21 protein-coding genes and 2 pseudogenes are annotated in these 24,900 nt (G+C 66.6%); 14 read left to right on the top strand and 9 right to left on the bottom strand.

The window, feature by feature from the left end; translation table 11 throughout:
* The 5 genes from SSPN_RS57855 to SSPN_RS46000 all read left to right on the top strand — a co-directional run.
* Positions 1–1,758: hypothetical protein (locus tag SSPN_RS57855; protein ID WP_237710748.1), on the top strand; the 1,758-nt coding region annotated here is incomplete at its 5' end.
* Entirely contained in the window at positions 1,709–2,500 is a 792-nt protein-coding gene (locus SSPN_RS61790) for a hypothetical protein (RefSeq protein WP_192814554.1), read from the top strand. The genes SSPN_RS57855 and SSPN_RS61790, both read left to right, overlap by 50 nt.
* Before the next feature lie 52 nt (positions 2,501–2,552).
* The gene (locus SSPN_RS55470; protein ID WP_148272044.1) at positions 2,553–2,828 is read left to right on the top strand and encodes a hypothetical protein; all 276 of its coding nucleotides are present in this window, start codon (positions 2,553–2,555) and stop codon (positions 2,826–2,828) included.
* A gap of 204 nt (positions 2,829–3,032) precedes the next feature.
* The gene (locus SSPN_RS49295; protein WP_010311197.1) at positions 3,033–3,581 is read left to right on the top strand and encodes a GNAT family N-acetyltransferase; all 549 of its coding nucleotides are present in this window, start codon (positions 3,033–3,035) and stop codon (positions 3,579–3,581) included.
* 232 nt (positions 3,582–3,813) lie between these two features.
* A complete protein-coding gene (locus SSPN_RS46000; RefSeq protein ID WP_010311195.1) occupies positions 3,814–4,248 on the top strand; it encodes a hypothetical protein in 435 nt (144 codons plus the stop codon).
* Positions 4,249–4,417: 169 nt separating this feature from the next.
* Here the strand turns inward: SSPN_RS46000 and SSPN_RS61785 are convergent, their stop codons facing one another.
* Positions 4,418–4,546 carry a hypothetical protein gene (locus tag SSPN_RS61785; protein WP_272941770.1) on the bottom strand — a complete coding sequence of 43 codons (129 nt, stop codon included), beginning with the start codon at positions 4,544–4,546 and terminating at the stop codon, positions 4,418–4,420.
* Positions 4,547–4,549: 3 nt separating this feature from the next.
* Here SSPN_RS61785 and SSPN_RS60380 point away from each other — a divergent pair, with 3 nt between their 5' ends.
* The 5 genes and pseudogenes from SSPN_RS60380 to SSPN_RS0127050 all read left to right on the top strand — a co-directional run bounded on the left by SSPN_RS60380 (position 4,550) and on the right by SSPN_RS0127050 (position 11,822).
* Positions 4,550–4,723 (top strand): hypothetical protein, encoded by a 174-nt coding sequence (locus SSPN_RS60380; RefSeq protein ID WP_170121601.1) that lies wholly within the window; start codon positions 4,550–4,552, stop codon positions 4,721–4,723.
* A 621-nt stretch (positions 4,724–5,344) separates the two neighbouring features.
* A complete protein-coding gene (locus tag SSPN_RS57080) occupies positions 5,345–5,521 on the top strand; it encodes a hypothetical protein (RefSeq protein WP_010311190.1) in 177 nt (58 codons plus the stop codon).
* A pseudogene (locus SSPN_RS62980) lies at positions 5,500–5,638 on the top strand (transposase); the annotation flags it as partial. The gene SSPN_RS57080 and the pseudogene SSPN_RS62980, both read left to right, overlap by 22 nt.
* Before the next feature lie 1,722 nt (positions 5,639–7,360).
* Positions 7,361–7,843 (top strand): VOC family protein, encoded by a 483-nt coding sequence (locus SSPN_RS0127055; RefSeq protein WP_010311185.1) that lies wholly within the window; start codon positions 7,361–7,363, stop codon positions 7,841–7,843.
* Positions 7,821–11,822 carry a tetratricopeptide repeat protein gene (locus SSPN_RS0127050; RefSeq protein WP_010311183.1) on the top strand — a complete coding sequence of 1,334 codons (4,002 nt, stop codon included), beginning with the start codon at positions 7,821–7,823 and terminating at the stop codon, positions 11,820–11,822. Before SSPN_RS0127055 ends, SSPN_RS0127050 begins: the two co-directional genes overlap by 23 nt.
* On the opposite strand, the gene SSPN_RS0127045 is transcribed toward SSPN_RS0127050, so the two are convergent.
* Positions 11,823–13,235 carry a lipase maturation factor family protein gene (locus SSPN_RS0127045; RefSeq protein ID WP_010311181.1) on the bottom strand — a complete coding sequence of 471 codons (1,413 nt, stop codon included), beginning with the start codon at positions 13,233–13,235 and terminating at the stop codon, positions 11,823–11,825.
* Between the two features lie 61 nt (positions 13,236–13,296).
* On the opposite strand from SSPN_RS0127045, the gene SSPN_RS0127040 reads away from it, so the two are divergent.
* Entirely contained in the window at positions 13,297–14,121 is an 825-nt protein-coding gene (locus SSPN_RS0127040; protein WP_010311180.1) for a putative RNA methyltransferase, read from the top strand.
* A 27-nt stretch (positions 14,122–14,148) separates the two neighbouring features.
* Here the strand turns inward: SSPN_RS0127040 and SSPN_RS52035 are convergent, their stop codons facing one another.
* Positions 14,149–14,433: a DUF397 domain-containing protein gene (locus tag SSPN_RS52035; protein WP_010311179.1), complete on the bottom strand. Its 285-nt coding sequence runs from the start codon at positions 14,431–14,433 to the stop codon at positions 14,149–14,151.
* Positions 14,430–15,281 carry a helix-turn-helix domain-containing protein gene (locus tag SSPN_RS0127035; RefSeq protein ID WP_049887668.1) on the bottom strand — a complete coding sequence of 284 codons (852 nt, stop codon included), beginning with the start codon at positions 15,279–15,281 and terminating at the stop codon, positions 14,430–14,432. The genes SSPN_RS52035 and SSPN_RS0127035 overlap by 4 nt, the downstream gene beginning before the upstream one ends.
* Before the next feature lie 254 nt (positions 15,282–15,535).
* Between SSPN_RS0127035 and SSPN_RS0127030 the strand changes: the two genes are divergently transcribed.
* Positions 15,536–15,787: a hypothetical protein gene (locus tag SSPN_RS0127030; protein ID WP_010311177.1), complete on the top strand. Its 252-nt coding sequence runs from the start codon at positions 15,536–15,538 to the stop codon at positions 15,785–15,787.
* A gap of 520 nt (positions 15,788–16,307) precedes the next feature.
* Here SSPN_RS0127030 and SSPN_RS52025 read toward each other — a convergent pair.
* The 4 genes and pseudogenes from SSPN_RS52025 to SSPN_RS0127015 all read right to left on the bottom strand — a co-directional run bounded on the left by SSPN_RS52025 (position 16,308) and on the right by SSPN_RS0127015 (position 21,570).
* On the bottom strand, positions 16,308–16,535 hold the full coding sequence (locus SSPN_RS52025; RefSeq protein ID WP_010311174.1) for a hypothetical protein: 228 nt from the start codon (positions 16,533–16,535) through the stop codon (positions 16,308–16,310).
* Positions 16,507–18,285 (bottom strand): group II intron reverse transcriptase/maturase, encoded by a 1,779-nt coding sequence (gene ltrA, locus SSPN_RS0127025; protein WP_010311172.1) that lies wholly within the window; start codon positions 18,283–18,285, stop codon positions 16,507–16,509. The genes SSPN_RS52025 and ltrA overlap by 29 nt, the downstream gene beginning before the upstream one ends.
* A 651-nt stretch (positions 18,286–18,936) precedes the next feature.
* Positions 18,937–19,917, bottom strand: a pseudogene (locus tag SSPN_RS45980) (IS630 family transposase); the annotation flags it as partial.
* 189 nt (positions 19,918–20,106) lie between these two features.
* The gene (locus SSPN_RS0127015; protein WP_044574989.1) at positions 20,107–21,570 is read right to left on the bottom strand and encodes an aldehyde dehydrogenase (NADP(+)); all 1,464 of its coding nucleotides are present in this window, start codon (positions 21,568–21,570) and stop codon (positions 20,107–20,109) included.
* A gap of 303 nt (positions 21,571–21,873) precedes the next feature.
* Between SSPN_RS0127015 and SSPN_RS45975 the strand changes: the two genes are divergently transcribed.
* Both SSPN_RS45975 and SSPN_RS49285 read left to right on the top strand, forming a co-directional pair.
* Complete coding sequence (locus SSPN_RS45975) at positions 21,874–22,239, top strand: effector-associated constant component EACC1 (protein ID WP_010311167.1); 366 nt, start codon at positions 21,874–21,876, stop codon at positions 22,237–22,239.
* Positions 22,220–24,025, top strand: a complete 1,806-nt coding sequence (locus SSPN_RS49285; RefSeq protein ID WP_010311165.1) for a WD40 repeat domain-containing protein — start codon at positions 22,220–22,222, stop codon at positions 24,023–24,025. Before SSPN_RS45975 ends, SSPN_RS49285 begins: the two co-directional genes overlap by 20 nt.
* Before the next feature lie 250 nt (positions 24,026–24,275).
* On the opposite strand, the gene SSPN_RS0127000 is transcribed toward SSPN_RS49285, so the two are convergent.
* Positions 24,276–24,758: a hypothetical protein gene (locus SSPN_RS0127000; protein WP_010311163.1), complete on the bottom strand. Its 483-nt coding sequence runs from the start codon at positions 24,756–24,758 to the stop codon at positions 24,276–24,278.
* Positions 24,759–24,900: the final 142 nt, after the last annotated feature.

The raw sequence follows: 24,900 nt of genomic DNA, 5'->3' as shown, positions 1-24,900 counted from the left end.
GATACCGGGGTGGTGACCTCCGGTGGAGACCTGGTGGTGTCGGGTTCCGGTCCGGCCTCCGGTGGCGTGGCGGGTAAGGACGGTAAGGGCGGGTTCGATGGCAGCGGTAGGGGTGGTGCGGGTGGCAGCGTGACGGGCGGGAATCCAGCTGCCGGTGTCCCGGGCGTGTCAGATTTTGGGCAGGACCGGCCGGGTACTCCGCCACCGTCTTATGGCTATGCGACGGGAGATTTCGGTTCGGGCAGGTCGGTGACACCGCCGCCGCAGTACAGTCCCGTTGCCGGTGGCGATCCGGTGTCCGGGGTGTCTGGCGTGTCTGGTGTGGATGGTCCTGGTACGCCCTCGGATGCCGTGCTACCGAACACTGTCACACCCCGATCCGGCTCTGGGGCGGTAGCGGATCTCAACGGCGAAGCGGTGTCCCCGGGCGATGAGTCCTCGGTGGATGGCGGGACCGGCCGCGATGGGGATTCCGGTGTGGACCCGGTTGTGGGGCGTGGGGATGCGCATCGGTGGGGTGAGGCTGCGGTGCCGCCGGATTCGGCGGTGGGGTCACGGGCGGTCCCGTATCCACGGCAGGATCCGGCGGCGGCCTTGCCTGCGGCCGTGCCGGTGGGTGTGCAGGTGGACGCGGTGCCGGTGCCGGTGCCCGCGAATGTGGTTGCTGATGGCGGGTTGGTGGAGTTCGTGCGGGGTGGTGTCGCGGATTCCTCGGGCGGGCCTGTGCTGCTGGTCGCACAGAGCAATCCGGGTGCGGGTGTGGTGGTCTCGCCGGGGCAGGGTTCGGCCCTGGCCCAGGGGATGGGGCGTGATGTTGTCGCGTTGACACCGGGACAGGGCGGGCGCGGGCCGCAGTGGACGGTATTCGCCGCCGATGGCTCTGTTCCCAGACCGGTGCCCGGGGCGCCGGAGGATCTGGCCGGAGCGCCGGAGGGTCTGGCCGGTCTGGTGGAGTCTTCGGCGGCTGTTCCGGGCGGCGTGGCTGGGTCGGGACCGCCGCCGGCGGGGCAGTGGTCGCGCTCGGATCTGCGGGGGGAGATCGACCGGGCGAGGAAGCTGGACCGCTCTGGCGGGGATGAGCTGGCGGCGCGGCGGATTGTGGAGGACACCCATGACATTTCGGGGTTGGTGGGTGGGGATGCTGCGGTGTCGCTGGAGGAGGTGGTGGCGCTGGTCGCGGCCAGGCACCACGAACTCGGTGGTGATCACCTGGACCGGGTGGTGGAGTTTTCCCAGGCGCTGGCGGACAGGCTGGACACGCTCGGTACCGGGCTGACCATCCACGCCGGAGCCGGGCCGCAGCCGGGGAGGGACATGCTGCGGCAGTCCGCTGACGACCCGGGGCGGGCGACCGGTGAGCCCCGCACCCGCTATGTGGTGCATGGCGATCCCGGAAGAAAAACCGATGACACGGCACAATCCGATGACACGGCACACGCCGGGCCCGGTTTCTCTCCCGTCACACACGATCTGCACGACACGCTGGACCGTGCGCACAAGGACCTCCCCAGGGACGCCCGTTCCGGGTTCCTGGGACCGGATGCCGGAGCGGATGATTTCGCCGGTTTCGTCCCCGACTACCACGACGGGGAGGGCTCCGTTGGGTTGTTCGGAGCCGAAGGACCTGACGAGGGCATTTTCGGTGACCCGTCTCCGGGGGATGCGGTGTGGCCGGATGCGGTGGGTGCGGATGCGGCTGGTGTGTTGGGTGTCGCAGCAGCAGAAGCAGCAAAGGAAGGAAACGAAGGCGAAGTATAACCAGCGGTTAAAGGATGCTGCCGATCGTGTTGCGGAGTTGGAGGAGTTGGCGGGGCGGGGGGAGTTGCCTGAGGAGCAGGCGACGGAGCTGGCGCCGCTCCGGCCGAAGGCAGCGGGGCGGGGGCGAGGGCGGAAGAAGAAGGACCGGGAGGTGATGGAGACCGGGGTGGGTGAGGCCCCTGCTGATCGGGTTGTGGTGTTGGAGGAGTTGGCGGGGCGGGGGGAGTTGACTGAGGAGCGGGCGGCGGAGCTGGCGGAGCTCCAGCCGAAGGCGGTGCAGTGGAAACAGCAAACCACGGAAAGGGACGTCAAGCATAGCCGGGAGAGGAGGGCTGCTGCCGCCCGTGTTGTGGTGTTGGGGGCGGCGCGGGGGGAGTTGACTGAGGAGCAGGCGGCGGAGCTGGCGGAGCTCCAGCCGAAGGTGGCCCAGTGGAAACAGCAAAGGAGGGAAGATGATGCGAAATATCGCCAGGGGAGGAAGGCTGCTGCCGCCCGTGTTGTGGTGTTGGAGGAGTTGGCGGGGCGTGGTTTCGGGTTGCGTAGCCAGGGCTGGGGATCCGGGCTGCCCACCGAGGTGGCGGGTCCTGCGCGTCAGCCCGGCGCATCCGGGCCGGAGGCCGGGAAAACCGGCCCGAAGAGTGCGAAGAGTGTGCGGGGGGAGACCGATGAGCGGGCGGAGGCTGGCGAGAGCTCGCGAGCGAAGGCCAACCAGAGTTCGCGGGGGCCAAGCGGCGGAAGGTGACAGCAGCCGCAGCTGGGATTGCCCCGGCAGTCCGGGCAATGACGAGAGTGAGGTGCTCACCCCGACCGATCGGGCAACACAACAGGACGAACGGCGTGCGCAGCGGAAACAGGGCAAAGCGCACGACGGAGTACCGGGCGAGAAGGGCCAAAGCCGATCGGGTTGTGGTGTTGGAGGAGTTGGCCAGGCCAGGGAGAAGCCTATCGACGAATCTCTCGACCACATCCGCTCATGCGTGGCCAATCGGGACGAATGGGACTGGATGTTCCTGGCCTGGTTGCAAAACACCGATCGCGGCGATGAGTACGCCAGCCCTGGACACCGATGAGCTTCTCGACGACGACTGGCCCCGCTCGAGCCGCGCGACTCCGGCTGAGCAAGCGCGAGCTCCAGACTCCTTTGGATTTCCCGGCGATTTCATCGGTGGGGTCGATGCGGTCGACGACGCCACCGCCCAAGACCTCCCACCGCTGGCCGCGATGGTTCGTTCCAGTACCGCCTACCGGGCGAATACCAGACGCTGGTGGCAGGGGTGAGCATCCCCGCCGACGACCTGGCGACCCATCTGGTGCGGGTGGCGCGCGACGGGTCTCGGCAGGTGGGCTTCTACCTGCTGATGATTCCGGGCTGCGGCACCGACGGTGAAGGCGAACTCGACTACCTGTTCGTCGGCAACGACCAGCAGGGCAGAGGACTGGGCGGCCTGCTCATCGACGACCTGTGCGAACGCTCGGCCGAACGGGGACTGCGCCGCCTGCACGTCGTCTCGTACCCGCCGTCCGAACCGTTTGGCATCCAGCACCGCCGCCTTGGGGTCCGCCTGGTGCCCGGCCTGGCTACGGACCTGATCGCGCAGCGCGTCGTGAACACGGTCGATGGTGCCCTCTGTGGTCCAGTCCCGAAACCAGCGGTAGGCCGCATCTCAGGGCAGCAGATCGCGGGGAATCATCCGCCACTGACACCCAAAGCGCTCCACGAAGAAGATCGCGTCCAGCATCAGAAGATCGTCGTATTTGCGTGCGGTACCGCCCTTTCACGGTCTCGTAGCGGCATCAACGGTTCCAGGACCGCCCACACCTGATCGGTCAGGCTGGACGGATAACATGAGCGGCGATCATCCTCGCCGGTATCGAAGTTGCACACACAACCAGATCACGGCGGGGATGATCTTTTGTCGCCCGGGCACGCCAACCATGATCAACATCAGGGCACTGCGTGCCCACCTGTACCCAACAGTCTCTGAGATGGCACACGAGACGACCGACCGGGGACAAGGGGGCTGGATCCCCGGCCGGTCGTTGCGAGGAGGACACGTGCAACCGCTCCTGCGAATCGGCTTAGCGCTGCTCGCACTGGCCGAAGGCATCCCCACGTTGTGGGCCGCGCTCTTCCCGTTGTCGTTTCACCTCGGCTTCCCCACTCCGGAGCTCGCGTGGCTGACCGGGTTCCCGCCTTTCAACGAGCACATGACGCGCGACTTCGGGCTGATCGGGCTCCAGTTCGTGCTGGTCGTGGCATACACCGCGGTGTCGATGCGGTGCACGCTGGTTCGCGTGGTCTTGGCCGCCTCACTAGTCTTCAACGTTCCGCACCTGATCTACCACCAGCACCACGGTGCGACCGGTAACGCGGTGCAACTCCAGGTGATCTCCCAGGTCGCACCGATCGCACTCGCCGTCCTGCTACTGATCATCAACGAACTGGCGAACCGGCCGACACCACGAGAATCCACCGCGGAACAGGCGTGACTGCTGAGCTCGCGTCAGCAGGGCATCATCGTGACGGCGAGCCGGTTGTAAGTGTTGATCAAAGATACCGTCCACACCCGACAAATGAGCTGAGTTCGGTCGAAGTGCTCCGCGGCCGGGCGGTGGTCTTCGTCGGGACCTGTACCGCTCGTAAAGTCATCGCTGTACGTCAAGCCGCGTACCGGTATTCGTTGATAAGTCGATCGAGGACGCGGGTGCGTAGCAACGTGCGGGCGTTGGCTTCGTGCGGTTGGTACTCGGTGAGGATCTGTCGAGCGTGTGCCTCGTTGAGGATCACGATGTGATCGCAGACTTCGTTGCGGAGGGTTCTGGTGACTCGTTCGCCGTGTGCGTTCATCCGCGACGCCTGGGGCGCGCTGGTGAGGATGTCCATGTTCTCGGCCTGGAAAACGGCGTCGACGGCGGCTGGCTACTTCCGGTCGCGGTCGTGGAGCTGGAAGCGGAGCGCGCTTAGTCCTTTACCGAGATCGATGGTGAGGTTGCGGGCCTGTTGTTGGCCCAGCCCTTGGGGCGGGTGGGTGGTGACGCCGGTGATGTGTGGCCGCTGTGTGCCGTGTTCGAGGAACACCAGGGCGTAGAGGCGCTTGCCGAGCGTGGTGTCGATGTGGAAGAAGCGTGATGATGCCGCGGGCCTGGCTGGCCAGGAACTGTTTCCACGTCGGACCGGTTCGGCGTGGGGCGGGAGCGATGCCCGCTGAGTTCCGGATCTCCCACACAGTTGATGCGGCGAATCTGGTGTCCGAGGCCGGCTAGTTCACCGTGGATCCTTCTGCGGGTCCGGCGCGGGCTCTCGTGGGCCAGGCGAAGGACGAGCTATCTCGATCCTCGAGTGGGTGGGTGTCGGGTGGGGCGTCGGCGCGCGTTGTAGTCCCGTTCCTGGCGGTGAACCTGCGATGCCGGGTCAGGATCGTGGCGGGTTGGACGGGGAGGTCTCGTGCCAGTGGCGTCGGGGTGAGCGGCGAGGACAGCGCTGCGAACCAGAAGCGGTCCGCTGGCTCGTACCGGACCTGACCGGTCGCGGAGTCGGTCGGCGCGTCCGATTAAGTCGTGATCAGTGAGGAAGAGAGCGCGGCGGGTGGCGGCATTGCTGTCACTGGAGGCGATCGATTCCCTGGTGGCTGATGCCGCCGGTCTGGATGGTGCGCAGGGCTTGCTGAACCAGTTGACCAAGGCGGTGCTGAAGCGGGTCCATGAATGGCAGGACCAGCAAGAGCGTGATCACGAATTCCGCTGGGTTCCGTTGATGACATGACTCTGTCGTTGTATGCGCGGGGGATGACGACGTGGGACATCACGGAGCACTGTGTCGGAAGTGTATGGCGCGGATATGTCCCCGGCGTTGATCTCGCAGGTGACCGATGTCGTGTCGGCTGGCCGGGTCGTGCTTGCCATAGCCCAGGTGAGCGTCCATCTCACCCTCCAGCGACGACTCCAGCACAATCTTGGTCAACTGCTGCATCAGCCCGCCCTCACCACTGATGGCCACCCCATCAGGCTGAGCACGCTTAACCAGTTCGGTCACCACCTGCGATCCACCGCCGGCGAAACCTGCCGCTCCGACGGGTTCCTACTTGAGCAGTCATGTGCACCACCTCCACTGTGGATAGTTTTACCGCAAAATTAAAGCCCCGACCACGACCAACAGGGGGTCGTGTTCGGCGAGTTTGTCGAACACGGCCCGCAACTTGGGTTCGCAGGTGGGCCGGGGTGCATCGGGCAGGCTCTTTCCGGTCGGGGCCCGGCCCGCGGTCATGGTGGTCGCCCGTGCCGACGTCCAGGTCGAGGAACACGCCATACGTGCTGGTCATGCACCAGCTACTTCGCGTTGTGCGAGAGCTGGTCACCGGTCGGGCATCGAAGGCTGTCACGAACGGCATCTCTGACGTACACCACCAGGGAGACAGTTGACCGGGCGGGCAGGTTGTGCCTGACGTTCGGGTAAGCGGCTTGGAGACGGAGTACAGCGGGCCCATACTTCGCTGGAGATGGTTTGGCGGGCGAGGGGCGGACGGCATGAACCAGCTCGCGGAGCGGGCACGTTCCTGGTTACACGAACACTTATGGCCAGTGTGTGGCGTTGACGGATGAGGAGGCGATCCTCTCGGCGGAGCGGGCTGCGTTCTTCGGTTGCCGCTACGTCGAGTCTGACGAGCCGATGTTGGTGGCGAAGATCTGCGTGCTTCTGGACGGGAAAGCTGGGGTTGATGCCACCGCCGGAACCCGCGCAGGCTGCGTGGTTCGGCCCGATGGCGGCCGAGCTTGGACCTGTGGTCGGGGTTGGCGTTCATGAGCATTTGTTCGAATATTGGAGGAGATCGCTTCTTTTCCCGCGCACACCCAGGTACTGGTGTGGCTGCGCAGGAGGGATGCCCGGGGGACGGGAGAGTATCAGGCATCTGTTGATGGCTGTGAACGATACCGATAGTGTTCGGCTTTTTGACCCGATGGAGGGGCGTGCGCAGCCGCTTATCGAAACCGCGCCGTCGAACTCCGGGTCATGCGCTTTAGCTCGTGGGCATGAATATGTGCTGTAATTCCCTTTTGGCTCGCGCGCATATCCGTCGAAAGCGACGTCCTCATGGATTTGAGTGGCGTGGTGAACCTTGCTGTTTGAAGGAGCCGTGTGTTCGTTGTGAGAGGTGTGGCCTGGGTTCGGTGCCGGGCGGCTGAGGCTGCCCGGCTGTCAAGTTTTTGCACGTCACCGCGCCGGTGGATCAAAAAGCTGATTCCTGCGTACATCGTTGCTGCCATGTGTTGTGGCGGTTCGTTCCCCTCAGTGTCGGTGGGCATCGTGGGAGGGGAGCGAGCGGTCCGTTTGTCGCGTTAGGTGAAGTGAACGGTCCGTTCGCCTCATTCCCCTCAGTGTCGGTGGGCATCGTGGGAGGGGAGCGAACGGACCGTTTGTCGCGATAGGCGAGGCGGACAGGCCGTTCGCTTCAGCAGCCGCACCTACCCACCACTGCATCCATAACGGCCGCGGCAGCGGCTCTAAGTGCTCACGGGCGTTTCCGGTGCCCGCGATGAGTTCTGCCGCGTTGGCCGGTCTACCTGTCTGCAGCCAGCATGAATGGCGACGAGACGGGAGACGGGCATGTACGAGATCAAGCAGAAGATCATCACCAACCTCTGGTTCGACACCGCGGCCGAGGAAGCCGCGCGGTACTACGCCGGCATCTTCGACGACTCGCGCGTCGTGCACGTGCAGCGCTACGGCGAGGCGGGGCCGGGCGAGCCGGGAACGGTCATGACCGTGCTGTTCGAGCTGGCCGGGCAGCAGTTCGTGGGCATCAACGGCGGGCCCGAGTTCAAATTCACCGAGGCCATCTCGCTGGAGGTCCTGTGCGACTCGCAGGACGAGGTGGACCGGCTGTGGCAGCAGCTCGGCGAGGGCGGCGAGCCCGGCCCCTGCGGCTGGCTGAAGGACAAGTACGGCCTGTCCTGGCAGATCGTCCCGCGCCGCCTGTACGAACTGATCACCGATGCGGACGAGGCCAAGGCCCAGCGAGCGATGAAGTCGATGCTCGGCATGAGCAAGATCGACATCGCCACCGTTGAAGCAGCAGCCGAAGGCTGAGCGGCTCCCAGCGCCGACGATCTGCGCGTTCTTCCCCGGGCCGGTGTTCGCTGCTGGCAAACTGCCGCTGGCAGCGAACGCGAGGCGTGAGGTGAGCGAGATTTCCAGGGAAGTGCGCGACTTCAGCGAAATCGACCTGCTCCGACGCCGCTGCGACTTCGGCGCGGCGAAGCAGGCCGCCGATGCGGCTCTAGTCCGGGGGGACGGCGCCGAACTGCGCATCCTGCGGGGCAGGGTGGCGTTGGGCCGGATCGCCATCCGAACCGCGCTGGAGGAGTTCGAGCGCGCGCTCGAACTCGACCCGGCATCCGAACGCGCGCACGCATGGCGCATCGCCGCGTTGGAGCGCAGCTACCGCTACGCCGAGGCGCTGGAGTTCGCCGAGTCCGCGCTTGAGCGGTTCCCGGAAGGCGTGTTCGTCCGCGTGGCGATCGGGCGCCTGCTCATCGAGATGCAACGACCGGACGATGCGATGCGCCACCTGGAGAAAGCGCTCGCGGTCGCCCCGGATGACGTCAATGTCATCGAATGGCGATGCTTCGCGCTGCACGCGGCTGGCGACCTGGACGCCGCCGTGGCGACTTCACGCGAAGCGCTGCGCCGATTCCCGGACGAGGCAGATCTCGTGGACCTGCTGGCCTTCCTGGAGGTCGAGCAGTTCCGCTACGAGGCGGCGTTGCGCACCGTGGACCGCGCGCTCGAACTGGACCCGTGGCACGAGCTTGCCCATGAGCGCAAGATCTTCCTCTTTCGGCTGCTGGACAGGTTCGAGCAAGCCGAGCAGGCGGCCTCCGAGGCACTCACCCGGCTGCCGCATTCCCCGGATCTGGTCTGCGAGCACGCACTGGTCGCCAGTCGGCGAGGTCAGGACGATCTGGCTGTCGAGCGCATCGAGCGGGCCGCCGCATCGGACCCGGACAACCCGTTCCTCGCCGACTGGTACGCGACGTTGCTCCGGGACGCGAAGCGGCCCGAAGACGCCGAAGCCGTGCTTGACGCGGCTCTGGCCGCGAACCCGGAATCGCCCCGGCTGCTGCTGGAACAGGCATGGCTGCGGGACGCCCAGGGCCGCCTCGACGAGGCGATCGAGCTGGCGCGGGCCGCAGCGCGGATTGATCAGTACCTGCCACGAGCCCGCAGCACGGAGGTCATCTTGCTGCGCAGTGCAGGTCGGGCGGAAGACGCCGAGAAAGCGGCCAGGGACGCGCTGCGGCAGTTCCCCACCCACAGACCGCTGCGGATCGGATTGCTCAACTCGCTCAACGCCCGGGGCCGGACCGATGAGGCGTTGCGGGAATGCGTCCGCTTCCTGGACGACGACCCGTACGACATCGACCTGATCCTCGCCAGGTGCAACCTGCTCAACGGGTTGTACCGCTACGACGAAGAGCTGGCGGTGGCGCAAGAAACGCAGCGGCGGTTCCCGGACGTACCGGCGCTGCGCTCCCTGTTAGGGCGAATCTACCGGGCCCGGGCGGACTACGACGCCGCACTTCCGTGGGTGGTACGCACCCTGGACGTGGCGCCGGGCCACGTCGAGGCGTTGGAGTCCAAGGCCATAGTCCTCCGCCTGACCAGCCGGTTCGATCGTGCCGAACAGGCCGCCCGGGAGGGGCTACGCGAAGCTCCGCTCGCCCCCGAACTGCATGAGGAGCTCTCCCTGGCGTTGTCTTGCCAGGGACAGTACGACGCTGCGGTCGCTGCGCTGGAAGGCGGGCTCGAGGCATGCGGCGAGACTTGGTACCTGCGCCAGGCGTTGATCGCGGAGTACGTCCGCCAGGGCCGCTACGAGGAGGCGTTGCAGGCCACCGATCATGCGCTGCGGTCGGACGCCCAGAACGTGTCGGCCTTGCTGGAACGCTACGACATCTTGGTGGAGCTGCGCCGGTTCGGCGAAGCCGAGGCCGTTGCCGCCCGAATGGCCGAGGAGTTCGGTACGGATGAGGACGTCATCCGCGAACTCGGATGGCGGGAGGTGCGCTTGGGCCGCATCGACGCGGCGATCGAGTACTTCCGTCGCAATTCCAGCAGCGATGATTCGATGCTCGCCTTGCAGGACCAGGTTCGGGCGCTGCGCATCGCCGATCGTTACGACGAAGCCGTCGCGTTGCTGCGCGATGAGCTGGCGCGGGACCCGGATTCGCGGTTTCTCCTAGTGGAACTGAGCCGGACGTTCCGGCAGGCCGGCCGGTTCGAGGACGCTTTGCAGCTGGCGCGCCGGGCGAAGCGGGCGGAGCCGCATTCCCGGGTGGCGATGTGGGACGAGATCGCCGCATTGCGGCGGATGCGTCTGGCCGCGGAGGCTGAGGAAGCCACGCTGGCCGCGATCGAGCGGTTCCCCCACGACCTGGACTTCTTGCGTCTGCTTGGCGAGATCTACGTCGACACCTACCGCCTAGATCAGGCGCTGACCTGTGTGGGCAAGATCCTGGCGATCAGGCCGCTCAGCCTGAATGCCGTCGTGCTGAAGGCCGGTGTGCTGCGCAAGCAGCGCAGGTATCGCGAAGCGGAGCTCGTCGTGCGCGGTTACCTGCGGCGATACCCGGGTGATCGGTCGCTGCTGGTCGAGCTGGGCTGGATCGAGCTCGCCCAGCAGCGGTTCACCGAGGCGGAGAAGCGCTTCTCGGCACTGCTCGACGACGCGTTCGGACCGGACGAGCGAGGCGACGCGCTCGTGGGCCTGGGCCGGGTGACGTTGCGCAGCAACGACATCCCGAAGGCGCAACGGCATTTCCGGGCAGCACTGGAGATCGACCCGCGCGACGACGAAACCCGGCTCTCGCTGGCCGCCGCGTTGCTGCGCGACGTGGGAACGGCGCAGCACGACGAGGTGGAACGGCTGTGCCTGGGCGTCATCGAAGACGACCCGTGCGACGACGAGGCGCATGCGCTGCTGGGCGTGCTGAACTTCCGGCGCGGCAACCACGCCGCCGCCGAGCACCACCTGCGCACCGCCATCGACCTCGACCCCTACGCCGGTGCCCACGTCGACCTCGCCGCGCTGTACAGCCAGCTCGGGCGGTTCGACGAGGCCGAGAAGCTGCTGGACCAGGCCGTCGAACGGGACTGGTACGACGTGCAGGCGCACGTCGAGCTGGGCAACGTCTACCTCCAGCGGGACGTCGACGGCGGGGAGCCGGGGGAGTGGGCCGGGCGGGCGACGCAGCAGTTCCGCCAGGCGACCGTGCTGGATCCGGGCAACGGGACGGCCGCGATCGGTCTGGCGCGCTCGGTGGTGCGGTCCTCCGGGGACCTGGTGAGCGCGGAGGAGCCGCTGCGCTACGTGCTCGACCGGTCGGACTGCGACCTGCCGAAGTGGCGCCTGCAGGTCGAGTTGGCCCGGCTGCTGGTCCAGCGGGGCGACGCGACCGGCAGCGAGGACCTCTACCTGGAGGCGCTGGCGGTCGCCCGGGAGGCGATCGGTTCGGCCTCGGACCAGGCCGAACCGCACTTCGTGGCCGGTGTCGCGGCGTACAAGATCGGGGAGAGCGGCGATGTGCAGCTCTCGTCGCTGCATTTCCGCCGGGCGATGCGCTACTTGCGCCGGGTGGAGCAGTTCGACAGCCGGCACTCCGAGGCGCACCGGGTTCGGGTGCTCGCGCAGCAGCGCATCCGGAGGGCCCGCTCCAGCGTGGTCGGCAGCACCGCGCTGATCACCGTGTCGCTGGTGATGCTGGCGTTGATGTGGGGCGCGTTCTTCCTGCGGTACCAGGTGCCGACCGTGCTGCTCGGCACCTTGACGCCCGTGCTCGTGGCGATGGTGGCGATCGGTTTTCTGCTGCCGTTGCTGGTCCGGCTGAAGCTACCGGGCGGCCTGGAGGCCGATCTTTCCGCGAGCCTGCACCAGGTTTCCTCCGGGCCGACCGGTGAGGTCACCCTCGGCGCCGGGCGTTACGGGGGTAGGCGCAACGAGCAGGTGCGCTCCCGACCGGCATCGCTTAGCGAGGGCCCGCGCGGGGAGCTCTCCGGCCGCAGCTGACTAGGCCAGGTCCTCCAGCGTCAGGGGCGGAATGAAGTCGCCGACGCGGCTGCGGATCCAGAACGCGCCGGTCTCGCGGCGTTCGGCGCGGGTCGCGAAGCGGTAGCGGTACAGGTGCGCCCGCACGAACATCGGCGGCGACTCCGGGAACGGGTTGTGGCGCAGCAGGCGCAGCACGTGCTCTTCGTTGCGCAGCAATGCTGCCACCAGGTTCGGCAGCCACGTCCGGCCGTAGCTGGGGGAGATCGCCAGGAACCACATCAGCCAGTCCAGGCGGAGGTGGTAGGGCGCGACCTGCGGCGGGCGCCTGCGCGGGTCACCGGGCTTGCCCTTGAACTCGTACTCCAGCCAGTCGCCGTCCGAGCCGGCCGCGCCCTCGATGATCACCTCGTAGCGGGTCCGCGTGACGCTGCCGAAGGCGCCGTAGGTGTTGCCCAGGTGCAGCCGGTTGAAGCTGCGGTTCATCACCTGCCGCCGCCCCAGCATGTTCCGCAGCGGCCAGTAGCTGAGCACCACGAAGATCACCGTCACGGCGAGCACCGCCGCCACGAACCACGGCGGCGGGGCGGTCAGCGGCGGCGGGGCGGGCGTCACCCAGCGCAGCAGCCACGAGCCCATCGCCGAGAACGCCAGCGTGATGGTCAACCAGTTCAGCCAGGCGAAGTTCCCGCTCAGCATCAGCCAGCCCTGAGTCACCACGACGATCAGCGCGGCCACCGTGGCGGCGGGCTGCGGGGCGAACAGGATGAAAGGCACCACCAGCTGCGTGCCGTGGTTGGCCGCGACTTCGACCTTGTGCAGTGTGCGCGGCAACCAGTGGAACCAGCGGCTGAACGGGCCGGGCATCGGTTGGGTCTCGTGGTGGTAGTACAGCGCGGTGAAGTCCCGCCAGCAGGAGTCGCCGCGCAGCTTGATCAACCCGGCACCGAACTCGACGCGGAACAGCAGCCAGGTGAGCAGCCACAGCACCGGTGTGGGTGGGGCGACCGATCCCGGGCCGAGGAAGATCGCCAGGAAACCCGCTTCCAGCAGCAGCGATTCCCAGCCGAACGAGTACCAGACCTGCCCGACGTTGACGATGGACAGGTACAGCAGCCACAACACCAGCCACAGCGCGATCCACACCCACAACGGCGCGAGGTCGACGACCAGCGCCAACAGGCTGCCGACGACCCCGACCCAGCAGACGCCCGCGCAGAACCGGTCGGAGTAGTGCAGGTGGAACAGGCTCGGCGAGCCGCGGAACGCGACCCGAGCCAGGAACCGGGGGATCGGCGTCAGGCCGCGTTCGCCCAGCAGGCCCCGGAACTGGCGCAGCGCGCTGGTGAAACCCAGCAGGTATCCGATCGCGATCAGGTGCTGCACCGCGAACCGCGCGGCCCAGTAGTCGGGTGCCGAAACCCAGTCCCACATCCTCCCCATCCCTGCCGGTGGACGGCTCCTAGAATCGCGTACCGACGGTGTGGAGGCGAGCTTGCTGGACGACGTGGTGGCGGTGCTGGCCTGTCCGCACTGCGGTGCGGACCTCGACCGGGCCGGTAACAGCCTGCGCTGCCCGGCCAACCACGTGTTCGACGTCGCCCGCCAGGGCTACGTGAGCCTGCTGGCCGGTGGCACGAAGGTCGTCGGTGACACGGCGGCGATGGTCGCGGCGCGCGCGGAGTTCCTCGAAGCCGGCCACTACGCCCCGATCGCCGAAGCGGTGGCCTCGGCGGTGTCTTCGCTTGATGGCTGCCTCGTGGATGTCGGCGCCGGCACGGGCTATTACCTCGCCCGCGCCCTGGCGGAATCAAACCGGGTCGGGGTCGCGCTGGACGTCTCCAAGTACGCCTGCCGCCGCGCGGCGAAGGCGCACCCGCGCCTGGGAGCAGTGGTGGCCGATGCGTGGCAGGTGCTGCCGGTGCGCAGCGGCGCGGCGTCGGCGGTGCTGAACGTCTTCGCGCCGCGCAACGCCGCCGAGATGCACCGGGTGCTGCGTCCCGGCGGCGAGCTGGTGGTGGTCGTCCCGAACTCGGGCCACCTCGTGGAGCTGGTGTCCGCCCTCGGCCTCCTGCAAGTGGACGAGCGCAAGCAGGAGCGGCTGACCGAACAACTGGCCGACCACTTCGATCTGGTCTCGCAGGATGCCCGCGAGTTCCGCCTGTCCCTGAGCCCGGAGGAGGCGGAGTCGGTGGTGGCGATGGGCCCCAGCGCCTGGCACGCCGACCCGGAAGACCTCCGCGCCCGCATCGCCGACCTTCCGAAGCCCCTCGCCCCGACCGCATCCGTCACGGTCGCCCGCTTCGCCCGCCGAGGCTGAGCCCGGTGAAGGATGGCCTGGCGCTGTTCAGCGGTCGAATCGATCCGCTTTGACGCCGCTGAGAAACCCGTCCCAAGCATCGGCCCCGAACAAAAGCGCCGGACCACTCGGATCCTTCGAATCCCGAACCCCGGTCATCGAGGCCCCAAGCCCCCCAACCTCGACGCATGCTCCGCCGTTCGGTCCGCTGTAGCTGCTCCTGCGCCAGACAGCGCCGACCTCGACGCACGCTCCGCCACCTGAGCCGCTCCGGCTGCTCCGACGCCAGGTGACGTTGGCTAACTCAGAGGCATCGGAGACATGGGTGTTCATGCTGTGTCCTCCACTAGCTTGGTCAGGAACTTCGTAGATTCTGCGGGCGATAGCGCTCTTTGCTCCAGCTGCGCGAACTCTTGGTGGAACCCGGTGACCTCGTGGGACTCTTCGAGGTACAGGCCGCCCTTCTGATTCTCGACATAGACGACGCCAGGATCGTCTGGTCTCGGAAAACCAAGCCACTGAAATGACCCCAGCTGGCCCCGATGCGGCCCTGCTTCGAACGGGATGACTTGCAACGTGACCTGCCGGTGACGGCTGACCGTAACGAGGAACTCCAGTTGCTCGCGCATCACCTGCGTACTTCCGACCCGGCGTCGCAGAGCGGCCTCGTCAACGATCGCATGGAGTTTCAACGGGTATTCCGCTCGATCAAGCGCCGTCTGCCGGTGCAAACGAAGTTCCGTCTGCTCTTCAAAATGGCGCTCAGTGGCCGTTAGGCCATCGCGAATCACCGCTGCCGCGTACGACCTTGTCTGAAGCAGACCTGGCACGTATCCCAGGTCCCACTCGTGGATCTCGCTGGCTCCCCATTCGAGTCCGATGTAGAGGGAGAACCAGTCGGGGATGGCGCGGTTACCGTCCCACCAGCCCTTTTCCATTGCCACGTCGGCGAGGTGGAGGTACCAGTCGATGCGTTCCGGCGGTACGCCGAGGAACGAGAGCATGACTTCCAGGTCAGGGCCGCTGATCGTGTTTCGCATGCTCTCCATGTGGCCGATCTTCGAAGGGTTGCATCGGAGACGTTTGGCGACCTCGCTTTGCTTCAGCCCGGCAGCTTCGCGAAGTCGACGAACTTCCTGAGCGAGCCAGCGCCGTCCCACTGTGGGACTGATCGTCGGCACCTAAGACAGGTCGGAAGCGCTCACGCTCGTCCTCTCTCGTGTCACGAATCCGGTACATCCCATCAGGTGGTCATGGCTCGCGACCATGACCCGAACGTGATCGTAGGACCTACTCAGTAGGATCTACGCTACGGTCTGTTTCTAATACGTCGCCAACCGTATTGGTATGCCACGAGTGCCGGGGAGGCTCCATGCGCTGTGCGATTGCCCTGTACCAGGTCATTCATCCCGAATCGATCGGCTCCTAGGACAAGTTGCTGCTCGTCGAGCCGTTGCCCGGGGACGAATCGCTGGCCGTGTGGCAGGGATGCCTGCACGACTGGGCGCTGGCGAAGCTCCGTCGAGGCGATCATCGCTTCGGGCTGTACCTCGCCGCCGTCGTCCCGGTCGGCGACCACGGACAACCGGACGAGGACGGGCTCGACGACCTCATCGAGCAGGACTTGGCGCCGATAGAAACCCACGTCTGCTGGTCCGGCGTCGGCGAGCTCGTCGAGGCGTCGTGAGTGATGCGAAGTGAGTGAAGGGCATCCGTGACCGAAGGACTATCGGGTCGAAGGTGCCCTTCACTAGTGTCCTGCGCCAGAAATTCGTGAGATATATTTGTGCAGGGAGTTGAGGATCTCGGTTTGTGATCCACTCGCGGACGTCTTTTTCCAGTGCCACAACGCTTTTGTGGACGCCGCGGCGCAGGAGTTGGTCGGTGAGGAAGGCGAACCACCGCTCGTCGGGTAGCTCCAGCGCGTTGCCGCGCCGGAGCCCCCTTAGAACCGGCCATGCCCGTTTCCGAGCAACCGGCTCAAGCAAGCCCTGAAGGCTCACAGGTGGACAGAAGTGCTGTGCCCACTGCCATTGCTGATGACCCGGTGCTGGCAATGGGCGTGTATGAGACGGTCTGCGGTGCGTTCGTCCGGCGTGCCCACGCCCCAAGCGGTGACCGCGACACTCCAGGTACTCCTGGCCACCTGGACAGGCCGATGCCCCACCTGCCACCAAAAACCACCATGACGATCTAACAAAGCCCTACTAGTGTCCTGCGCCAGAAATTCGTGAGATATATTTGTGCAGGGAGTTGAGGATCTCGTCTGCGGTCTTGGTCCAGGCGAAGGGTTTGGGGTCGGCGTTCCAGTTTGTGATCCACTCGCGGACGTCTTTTTCCAGTGCCACAACGCTTTTGTGGACGCCGCGGCGCAGGAGTTGGTCGGTGAGGAAGGCGAACCACGGCTCACAGGTGGACAGAAGTGCTGTGCCCACTGCCATTGCTGATGACCCGGTGCTGGCAATGGGCGTGTATGAGACGGTCTGCGGTGCGTTCGTCCGGCGTGCCCACGCCCCAAGCGGTGACCGCGTGTTTGCGGATCGCTTTGCGGGTGGCCGCGAGCCATTGTTCCCACTCCCGTGGGGTGTGCGGCTCGCGATCGGCGTGTAGCAACAACCCCTGGCAGAGCGGGCATCGACCCTGTTGGATCCGTAAAAGCCGGAGCGTGGTCGCGCCCAACGGGGGTGTGCCGCGGCGACGTCGTGTAGCCCAGTAGTCGGTCAGGGACGGATCATCCGGAGACGCCATCCCTGCGACCATCCGGTGCCGGACAATCGTGGTCCAGGCGAACTTGCGCAGGTAGAAGCCGGTTTGGTGGCTTCCGAAAATCCACGTGTCCTGCCTGGCGGGGTTGAACTTGCCGAAATACCGGGCAGTCACCCAGCGGGTCGGCTTGTTCGAGTGGGAGAAGCGGGCCCACTTATAGACCACTCTCCACACGTGAGCGTCCAACGCATTGAACACCCGTTTTGACACCCCGATCCGGTAGTAGGCAGCCCACCCGGCAATGACCGGGTTGAGTTTCGCGATCACCGCGTCGGCGTTGGCCCCACGTAGGGCCTTCACCTCGACCGACAGCCGCTTCCGGATCCGCCGCACCGCGTCGTTACTCGGCTTGGTCAACAGCTTTCCGTTGGGGTAACGGCGAATGGCGAACCCCAGAAAGTTCACGTCGCCTTGTTCAAGGTGCGTGATTCGGGTCTTGTCCTCGTTGAAGACCAACCCCCTGGGAGCCAACCACTCGGCGAGCCGCGACTTGACCTGCTCGGCCTGTTCACGGGATTGACACAAAGCGAGGAGATCGTCGGCGTAGCGGATCACCGCCGGAGAGTTCGACATCGTCTTACCGGCACGGGTGCCGGTGACGTAGTACCGCACCCCAGCGGCGGCCTCCATGCCGTGCAGAGCAACGTTAAGTAGCAACGGGCTGATCACCCCGCCCTGAGGAACTCCATCCTCGGTCGGGGTGAACCGGCCATCCTCGATCACACCGGCCGTCATCCATTGCCTGACCAGCCCTCGTGCGGGGAACGTGCCCAGCGACTGGTAGATGTGATCATGGTTGAGTCCGTCGAACGCCGCCTTCAAATCGGCGTCTAGCACCCACAGACGCTTCGCGTCAGTGCGGCTGGCCGTCGTGTGGATTGCCACGATCGCGTCATGACAACCACGACCCGGTCGGAAACCATAGGACTTCGGTTCGAATCGGGCCTCCCACTCGGGTTCCAGCGCGTTGACCGTCAGTGCTTGGAGGCATCTGTCGGCGATTACGGGAATTCCGAGCGGGCGGCGGCGCCCGTTGCTTTTCGGCACATACACCCGCTTGACCGGGCGCGGTGACCACGGCTCGGCCTGGTGCTGCACCCAGTCGGCCAGATCGGCCTTCTGTTCCGGTGTCACCACGACCTTGCCGTCGACCCCGGCAGTCTTGCGGCCAGCGTTGACCTCCGTCACCCGCCGCACACTCACCAGAGCGTTGCTGCGCGAACGGAGCATCAACTTCTGCAAATTACGGACCCTCTTCAGGTCCCCTGCCTGTGAAGCCGCGAAGATCCGCTGCCGCAGCCGCCGTACCTCGTCCTCGGCCCGTCGCCAACTCACAACGTCCCAGCCAAGAAGTCGGTCCTCGGGTCCGTTCACCGTGCCGCCGCCGGAGGCGACCATGGTCGTCTCCAGTTTCGTCATGGCGTCCAACTTGCCCCTTCGGTTCCAGCGTTGCCGATCACCTGAGTCTTCGCAGGCTCACCCGACCCGCGTCAGCACCCTTTCAGGTCAGGGCCATGCGCCCCTATCCGGCCAGTTATGCAGACAACACTGATGGAGGAATCAGCTTGTAGTGCCCGGTTTCCTGTTGCCTTTCGGCTGCCGACGTTCGCTTCTCGGGTCATCCTGCGTCCGCTGGGGAATTCAGCCTTCCTCGCAGTCGGCCTACCAAGCAGCGTTCGCTTGGACCCCATCGGGGTTTTCACGTTCCACATGAGACAGATACGACCGGGGTGGGTGCCCTCTGGACCCCGGGGACGGTGGTGCGCTCCCGCCCGGCCAAGTTCGTCCGGACGGCACCTGTCGCTTTCCAGCGACCAGTCCCTATCTCCCACTACAACATCCCATCGGCGGGAGTGATCATGACGAGGCGTCAACGAGGATTCACGCGATTCACCCGTCCGGTCTTCCCCAGCCTGTAGCCACCGGATGGAACAGCGGCCCTTGGGCATTTCCCTGGGCTTCGCACCCCGCAGTTACCCGCGACGCACGCCAAGGCAGGGACAGTCCTTACGCACTGGACCGGGCACTACACCGTCGACATCACGTCCAACCTCCTTCGATGCGTGCCGCTGTACTCATGCGACTTCGATGTCGCACCACCTGGTTGATCCACGAGGAGCCGGTGGGGGTGAAGTGCAGCTTGAAGCGCGGATGTTTGGCCAGCCAGTCGTTGATGGCCGGGGTCTTGTGGGTGGCGAGGTTGTCGCAGACCAGGTGCACGTCCAGCTCGGCTGGGACGGCTTTGTCGATGCGGGTGAGGAACTTCTTGAACTCCACGGCGCGATGCTTGCGGTGGATCGCGGAGATCACGGTGCCGTCGGCGATGTTGAACGCGGCGAACAGGCTACTCACCCCGTGCCGGATGTAGTCATGACTGCGTCGTTCGGGCATGCCGGGCATCATCGGCAACACCGGTTGCGATCGGTCCAGGGCTTGCATCCCGGATTTCTCATCCACGCACAACACCACCGCCTTCTCCGGCGGGTTGTGGTACAGGCCAACAACATCGACGACCTTCTCCACGAACAACGGGTCTCTGGACAGCTTGAACCCGTCGGCGAGGTGCGGTTTGAGTTCGAACTTTCGCCAGATGCGCCCGATGGTGGACTTCGACAGTTCGCTGCGGGCGGCCATCGACGCCCGGGACCAATGCGTGGCGTTCTTCGGCGTCTCTTCCAATGTCGCCGTGATCACCTCCTCCACCTTATCCAGCAGGATCGACGGCGGGCGCCCTGGCCGCGACTCGTCCACCAGTCCTTCCAGGCGCTTGGCCACGAACCGTCGGCGCCACTTGTTCACCGTGTTCGCAGCGATGCGCAGATCGGCTGCGACCTGTTTGTTCGTCACGCCTGGCTGGGCGCAGGCCAGCACGATCCGCGACCGCAACGCCAACGCCTGGGACGACTTTGCTCGCCGTGACCACCGCGTCAGCTGCTCTCGCTCCTCATCGGTGAGCACCAGATCAGCCTTGTGGCGCCCCGGCCGTTGCCGGTCGACCAACCCATCCAGCCTCGCCTCGGCAAACCGCTTACGCCACTTACCCACGGTCATCGCGGTCACACCCAGATCAGCGGGAGCTGATCACGCTCGTCATCACTCAAAACGAACTCGACATCAGAATCCGCCATTCACGGACCATATCAAACTAACCAACGAACTTCCAGCGCAGGACACTAGCAGATTTCGCGCGAAATCGGCACCCCGCCCACTCGAGGTGACGTGCCCGTTCTGCGCGACCGGTTACTTGGGTTCGTGGATGGTTTGCGGGATTCCCCAGGGGTTTTCGTCGCGCAGCGCCTCCGGGAGGAGGTCCTGCGGGACGTTCTGGTAGGTCACCGGGCGCAGGAAGCGGTCGATCGACGCCGTGCCCACCGACGTGAAGCGGGCGTCCGTCGCCGCCGGGTACGGGCCGCCGTGCTGCATCGCCGGGGACACCGCGACACCTGTGGGCCAGCCGTTGAACAGCACTCGGCCCGCGCGCTCGCGCAAGCGGCTCACCAGGGTTGCCGCAAACTCCGTGTCGTCGGATTCGGCGTGCAGCGTCGCGGTGAGGTTGCCTTCGAACGCCTCGGCCGCGCGCCGGGCTTCGTCCCCGGATGAGTAGGTGACCACAATGGACAGCGGCCCGAAGACTTCCTCCAACAGCTCCTGGCGGTTCGCCAGCAGTGTGTCGACGTCGGTGGCCAGCAGCGTCGGCACCGCGCCGTCGTCGACGCTGCCTTCCGCCAGCACCCGCACGCCCGCCACCTCCGTGACGGCGGCACGCCGCCCGCGGTAGCCCTCGTGCAGGCGCTCGTTGAGCAGCTTGTGCGCCGCGACGGCCTTCGACTCCGCCGCGAGCAACTCGTCCAGGCCGTGGTCAGCAGGCAGGAACAGCAGCCCCGGCTTGGTGCACAGCTGCCCGGCGTTGCCCGAGTACGACGTCACGTAGCCCTTGGCGATCTCCTCGCCGCGGGCGTGTACCGCGCTGGGCGTGACGAAGACCGGGTTCAGGCTGCCGAGCTCGCCGAAGAACGGGATCGGCGTGGGTCGCGAGTTGGCGATGTCGAACAGCGCGCGACCCGCCGGGACCGAGCCGGTGAACGCCGCCGCCTTGATCCGCGGGTCCTGCAGCGCAGCGGTGCCGACCTCGAAGCCCAGCACGACCTGGAAAGCCCCGTGCGGGGCACCGGATTCGGCCAGCGACTGCACGATGATCTCGCCCGTGCGCACCGAGAGCCGCGGGTGTCCGGGGTGGCCCTTGAGCACCACCGGGCAACCCGCCGCGAGCGCCGAGGCGGTGTCGCCGCCGGCGACGGAGAACGCGAACGGGAAGTTGCTCGCCGCGAACACCAGCACCGGGCCGATCGGCTGCAGGATCCGGCGCAGGTCCGGCTTGGCGCCCAGCGGGAATGCGGCGTCCGCGCGGTCCAGAGTGGCCTGCAGGTAGCTGCCGTCGTCGAGGACCTCGGCGAACACCCGCAGCTGGAAGGTGGTGCGCTTGAGCTCAACCCGCCCCTCGGACAGGTTGGACTCGGCCATCGCCAGCGGCACCAGCTCGCTGCTGGCGGCGTCGAGCGCGTCGGCGGCGGCGACGAGCTGGCGGGCGCGGGCGGCGGGCGGCTGCGCGCCGAAGGCCTCGGCGGCGTCGGCGGCCCGCTGCAGGACGGTGTCGAGTTCGGCTTGGGTGGTGTCCGGAATCCGGGTCGCGGTCAACGTGCCCATCCTTTGCGCGGTACGAGTGCTTGCCCCCTCACCGTAGTACTCCTACCAACCGACAGGTCGGACGACGTTCGAAATCACGTACCGGTGCTGAGAACGTGGATTTTGCGAAGGCGCGCAGGCGGGTCGGCCGTTGCCCGAGCGATGTGGAACTCGTCTAAAACCGGCGATATCCGCTGTCCGGGGCCTCGGGCGGACGGCTTTCGAAAACGGCGTGTGCGGATGTTTCCGGGTGGGCGATGCGGGAGTTGATCTCACGATAGGCTCCCGCGTCGTTACCGTGCGCGACTGCGAAAGGGGGCTGGTGTGTGGGCCAAGGTTTCGGTCGACGGTGATCCCGGCGATTTCGAGCAGCTGTTCCGGCTGCTGCGCGCCGAGCTGCGCGGGCGCGTGTCGCTGGCGCAGGACCAACCCGCCGACGGCGCGATGGGGGCAGGCGTCGAGCTGTGGATCGCGCTGCCCGCCGCGACGGTGGTCCCGGCGCTGGCCGGGGTGCTGAAGGTCTGGTTGACGCACCGCCGCGCCGACGTGAGCGCGACCGTGACCGCGCCCGACGGCCGCCGTCTCAAGGTCGACGCGAGCCGGGTGGCGGATCCCGAGGCGCTGCTGGAGAAGTTGGGGGAGCTGCTGGAGTCCGCGGAGGTGTCCGACGATGCCGACGAGGCTTCCTGAACCGGCGAGCTCACGAGTCGTCCTGATCGGCACGAGCAGTTACAAGGAACTGCCGAACCTGCCTGCCGTGCAACGAAATCTGCTCGCACTGAACGATGTGCTCACCGACGCGCGCACCGGCGGGTTCGCCTCCGAGCACTGCACGATCGTCGAGAACCCCGAGAACCCTTCGGCCGCCTACGATCCGCTGGACGAGGCGGCGCGGGCGGCCACGAACACGCTGCTGGTCTACTTCGCCGGTCACGGCCTCGTCGGGCCCGAGGCCGACAAGCTGTACCTGGGGCTGCCCGGGAGCACGACGGACAAGCCGTGGATCAACGCGCTGGACTTCGACCACGTGCGCATGGCCATGCAGAACAGCATGGCGTCGAACCGGATCCTCATCCTGGACTGCTGCTTCAGCGGCCGGGCGGTGGGCGACTTCATGACACCCGTCGGGTCGGCGGTGGCGGCCGCGACGACCGTCCGCGGCACCGTCACCCTGGCCTCGTCGCAGAGCGGCATGGTGTCGCTGGCGCCGAAGGCGGCGAAGTACACCGCGTTCACCGGTGAGCTGATCCGCCTGCTGGGGAGCGGAATTCCGGACGGCCCCGAGATGCTGCCCCTGGACCGCATCTTCGGCCTGCTGGAGCACGCGATGCGCGAGCAGGGCAGGCCGACCCCGACGATGCGCAGCACGGACAGCGCTGGAAACCTCGCGCTCACCCGAAACCGGGCCGTGGACCCGACCGCGCCGCCGTGGTCGGACCCGGTGCCCGCGCGGACCGGGTTGCCCCGCCGGAAAATGCTCAAGGCCGCCATCGGCGCGGGCGTCCTCGGGTTGGGAGCCTGGGGAACCTACGAGCTGACCGCGTGCTCGACGGTTCCGGAAAGCCTTCCCGGGCCGGATCGGGTCGAGACCTTGGCGTTCAGCCCGACGGAGGACGTGCTCGTCGCCGGGTACAACGACCGGACGCTTCGGATGTGGGAAACCAGGAACTGGCAGGAGGTCGCCCGGTTCGACACCGGTGCGTCGGTCCGGAGCACGGCGTTCAGCCCGGACGGCCGCATCCTGGCGATCGGTTCGCGCGAGACGGTTTCGAAGGTGCTGCTGTGGGACGTGCGGACCAGGCAGCCGATCGGTGCGCCGCTCCCGGCCGGGCACGGCGAATGGGTTGACGGCCTGGCCTTCGACCGGCGCGGCACGGTGCTTGCGACCTCCGGCCGCGACAGCGTGGTGCACCTGTGGGATGTGGCTGGTCAGCGCCGGATCGGGTCGCTCATTGGTCACGGCGGGGCAGCGGTGTACGGCGTCGCATTCCACCCCAGGGACGACAACACCATCGCGACTGCGGGCAACGACGGCACCGCGCGGCTGTGGGACGCGTCGAGCCAGCGCCAGGTGGGCGATTCGCTGGTGCATCCCGCATTCGTCAACGACGTGGCGTTCAGCCCGGGCGACGGGGCGCTGCTCGCGACCGCGTGCTGGGACGCGCGGGTGTGGTTGTGGGATGTCAGCCGCAGGCGGCCGCTCGACCCGCCGCTGAAGGGCCACCCGCTGCACGTCTACCGCGTGGCGTTCCGGTCCGACGGGCTGCTGGCCTCGGTCGGGTACGCCAACGAGTCCTGGGCGAACCGGCCCCTGCTGTGGGACGTGAAAACCCAGTCCCAGGAACCGCTCTACGGGCACGTCGGGACGATCAACGACCTGTCGTTCAACCGGCACGGCGACGTGCTCGCTACCGCGGGCTGGAACGACCACGCCGTACGCCTCTGGCGGCTGCCGGCTCGATTCGTGGATGAGTGAAAGTGAAGGCACCATCTGGGAGCGTATTCGCTCTGACCAGCGGTTTTACGATTTGTGGATCTTGTCAGGCCCTGTGCGGTGGAAGCCGCCCGTGTCTCGGCAATCGCCTCGGCTCTTCGGCGCAACCCACCCCGAGCAAGACGGTGGCATCGCGTTGCCTCCGGCGGGAAGGGACAAGGAACTCGCGTGGCCAGCGGAGGCGCATCAGCGAGGCGCCCCGTCTCTTCGCGAAAAGGTGGGGCGCATCGTTCTACTCGCGTTCGGCGCCATCCGGCCACACAACAGTGATGGGCATCCCGAGCTCACGCGCTGTCTGTACGACGTCGCCGGTTCCGCCGCGCCCGTCCGCTGGTTGGCCGTCCCACACCGCGAACATCGCGTCGACAGAGCCGAGGATGTGTTCACTGGCGCCCATGTAGGCGTCGCGATTCGATTCGGCAAACGGCATCGTGTGAACCTTTGCCGCCTTGCTGATCAGCTCGTCGAACTCGGCGGCATTGTCCGGCTTGACCTTCCGCTCGCGGTAATCGGCGGCTGGCAGTACGGCCTCCAGCGACCCTCCGAGGCTCAACACCACGTGAGCGAAGAGCTGATCGGCGCCCCGAGCAAGGCAACTCACGCCGACGAGTTCCTGCTCCCGGTAGGCAGAAAGCTCGGATTCCAGCGCCTTGCGAACGAGCGGGACGCACGCGGCGCTGAGGTTTGAGTGTCCAGTGATTCCGATGCGCGGCAATTTCGGCCCTTCCGTCCCGTGTTGCTCAGACTGAGATCAGATCACGAATGGCGTCGCGTGTGCTGCGCACTGTAGGGGACATGGCGAACGACTTCGATTCACGGTGGAACAGGCCGTGTCCAGGCCGTCTGAGGTCGAAAAC

This window comes from Saccharopolyspora spinosa NRRL 18395, assembly GCF_000194155.1.
Taxonomy (GTDB): Bacteria; Actinomycetota; Actinomycetes; order Mycobacteriales; family Pseudonocardiaceae; genus Saccharopolyspora; species Saccharopolyspora spinosa.
The sequence above is the reverse complement of the archived record's forward strand: the minus strand, read 5'-3'. Positions and strand labels throughout refer to the sequence as shown.

What these genes read in the sequence shown, in the direction of transcription:
- SSPN_RS0127055 (WP_010311185.1), top strand. Translation starts at nt 7,361, where the DNA reads ATGTACGAGATCAAGCAGAAGATCATCACCAACCTCTGGTTCGACACC.
- SSPN_RS0127045 (WP_010311181.1), bottom strand. Translation starts at nt 13,235, where the DNA reads ATGTGGGACTGGGTTTCGGCACCCGACTACTGGGCCGCGCGGTTCGCG.
- SSPN_RS52035 (WP_010311179.1), bottom strand. Translation starts at nt 14,433, where the DNA reads ATGAACACCCATGTCTCCGATGCCTCTGAGTTAGCCAACGTCACCTGG.
- ltrA (WP_010311172.1), bottom strand. Translation starts at nt 18,285, where the DNA reads ATGACGAAACTGGAGACGACCATGGTCGCCTCCGGCGGCGGCACGGTG.
- SSPN_RS0127015 (WP_044574989.1), bottom strand. Translation starts at nt 21,570, where the DNA reads ATGGGCACGTTGACCGCGACCCGGATTCCGGACACCACCCAAGCCGAA.
- SSPN_RS49285 (WP_010311165.1), top strand. Translation starts at nt 22,220, where the DNA reads ATGCCGACGAGGCTTCCTGAACCGGCGAGCTCACGAGTCGTCCTGATC.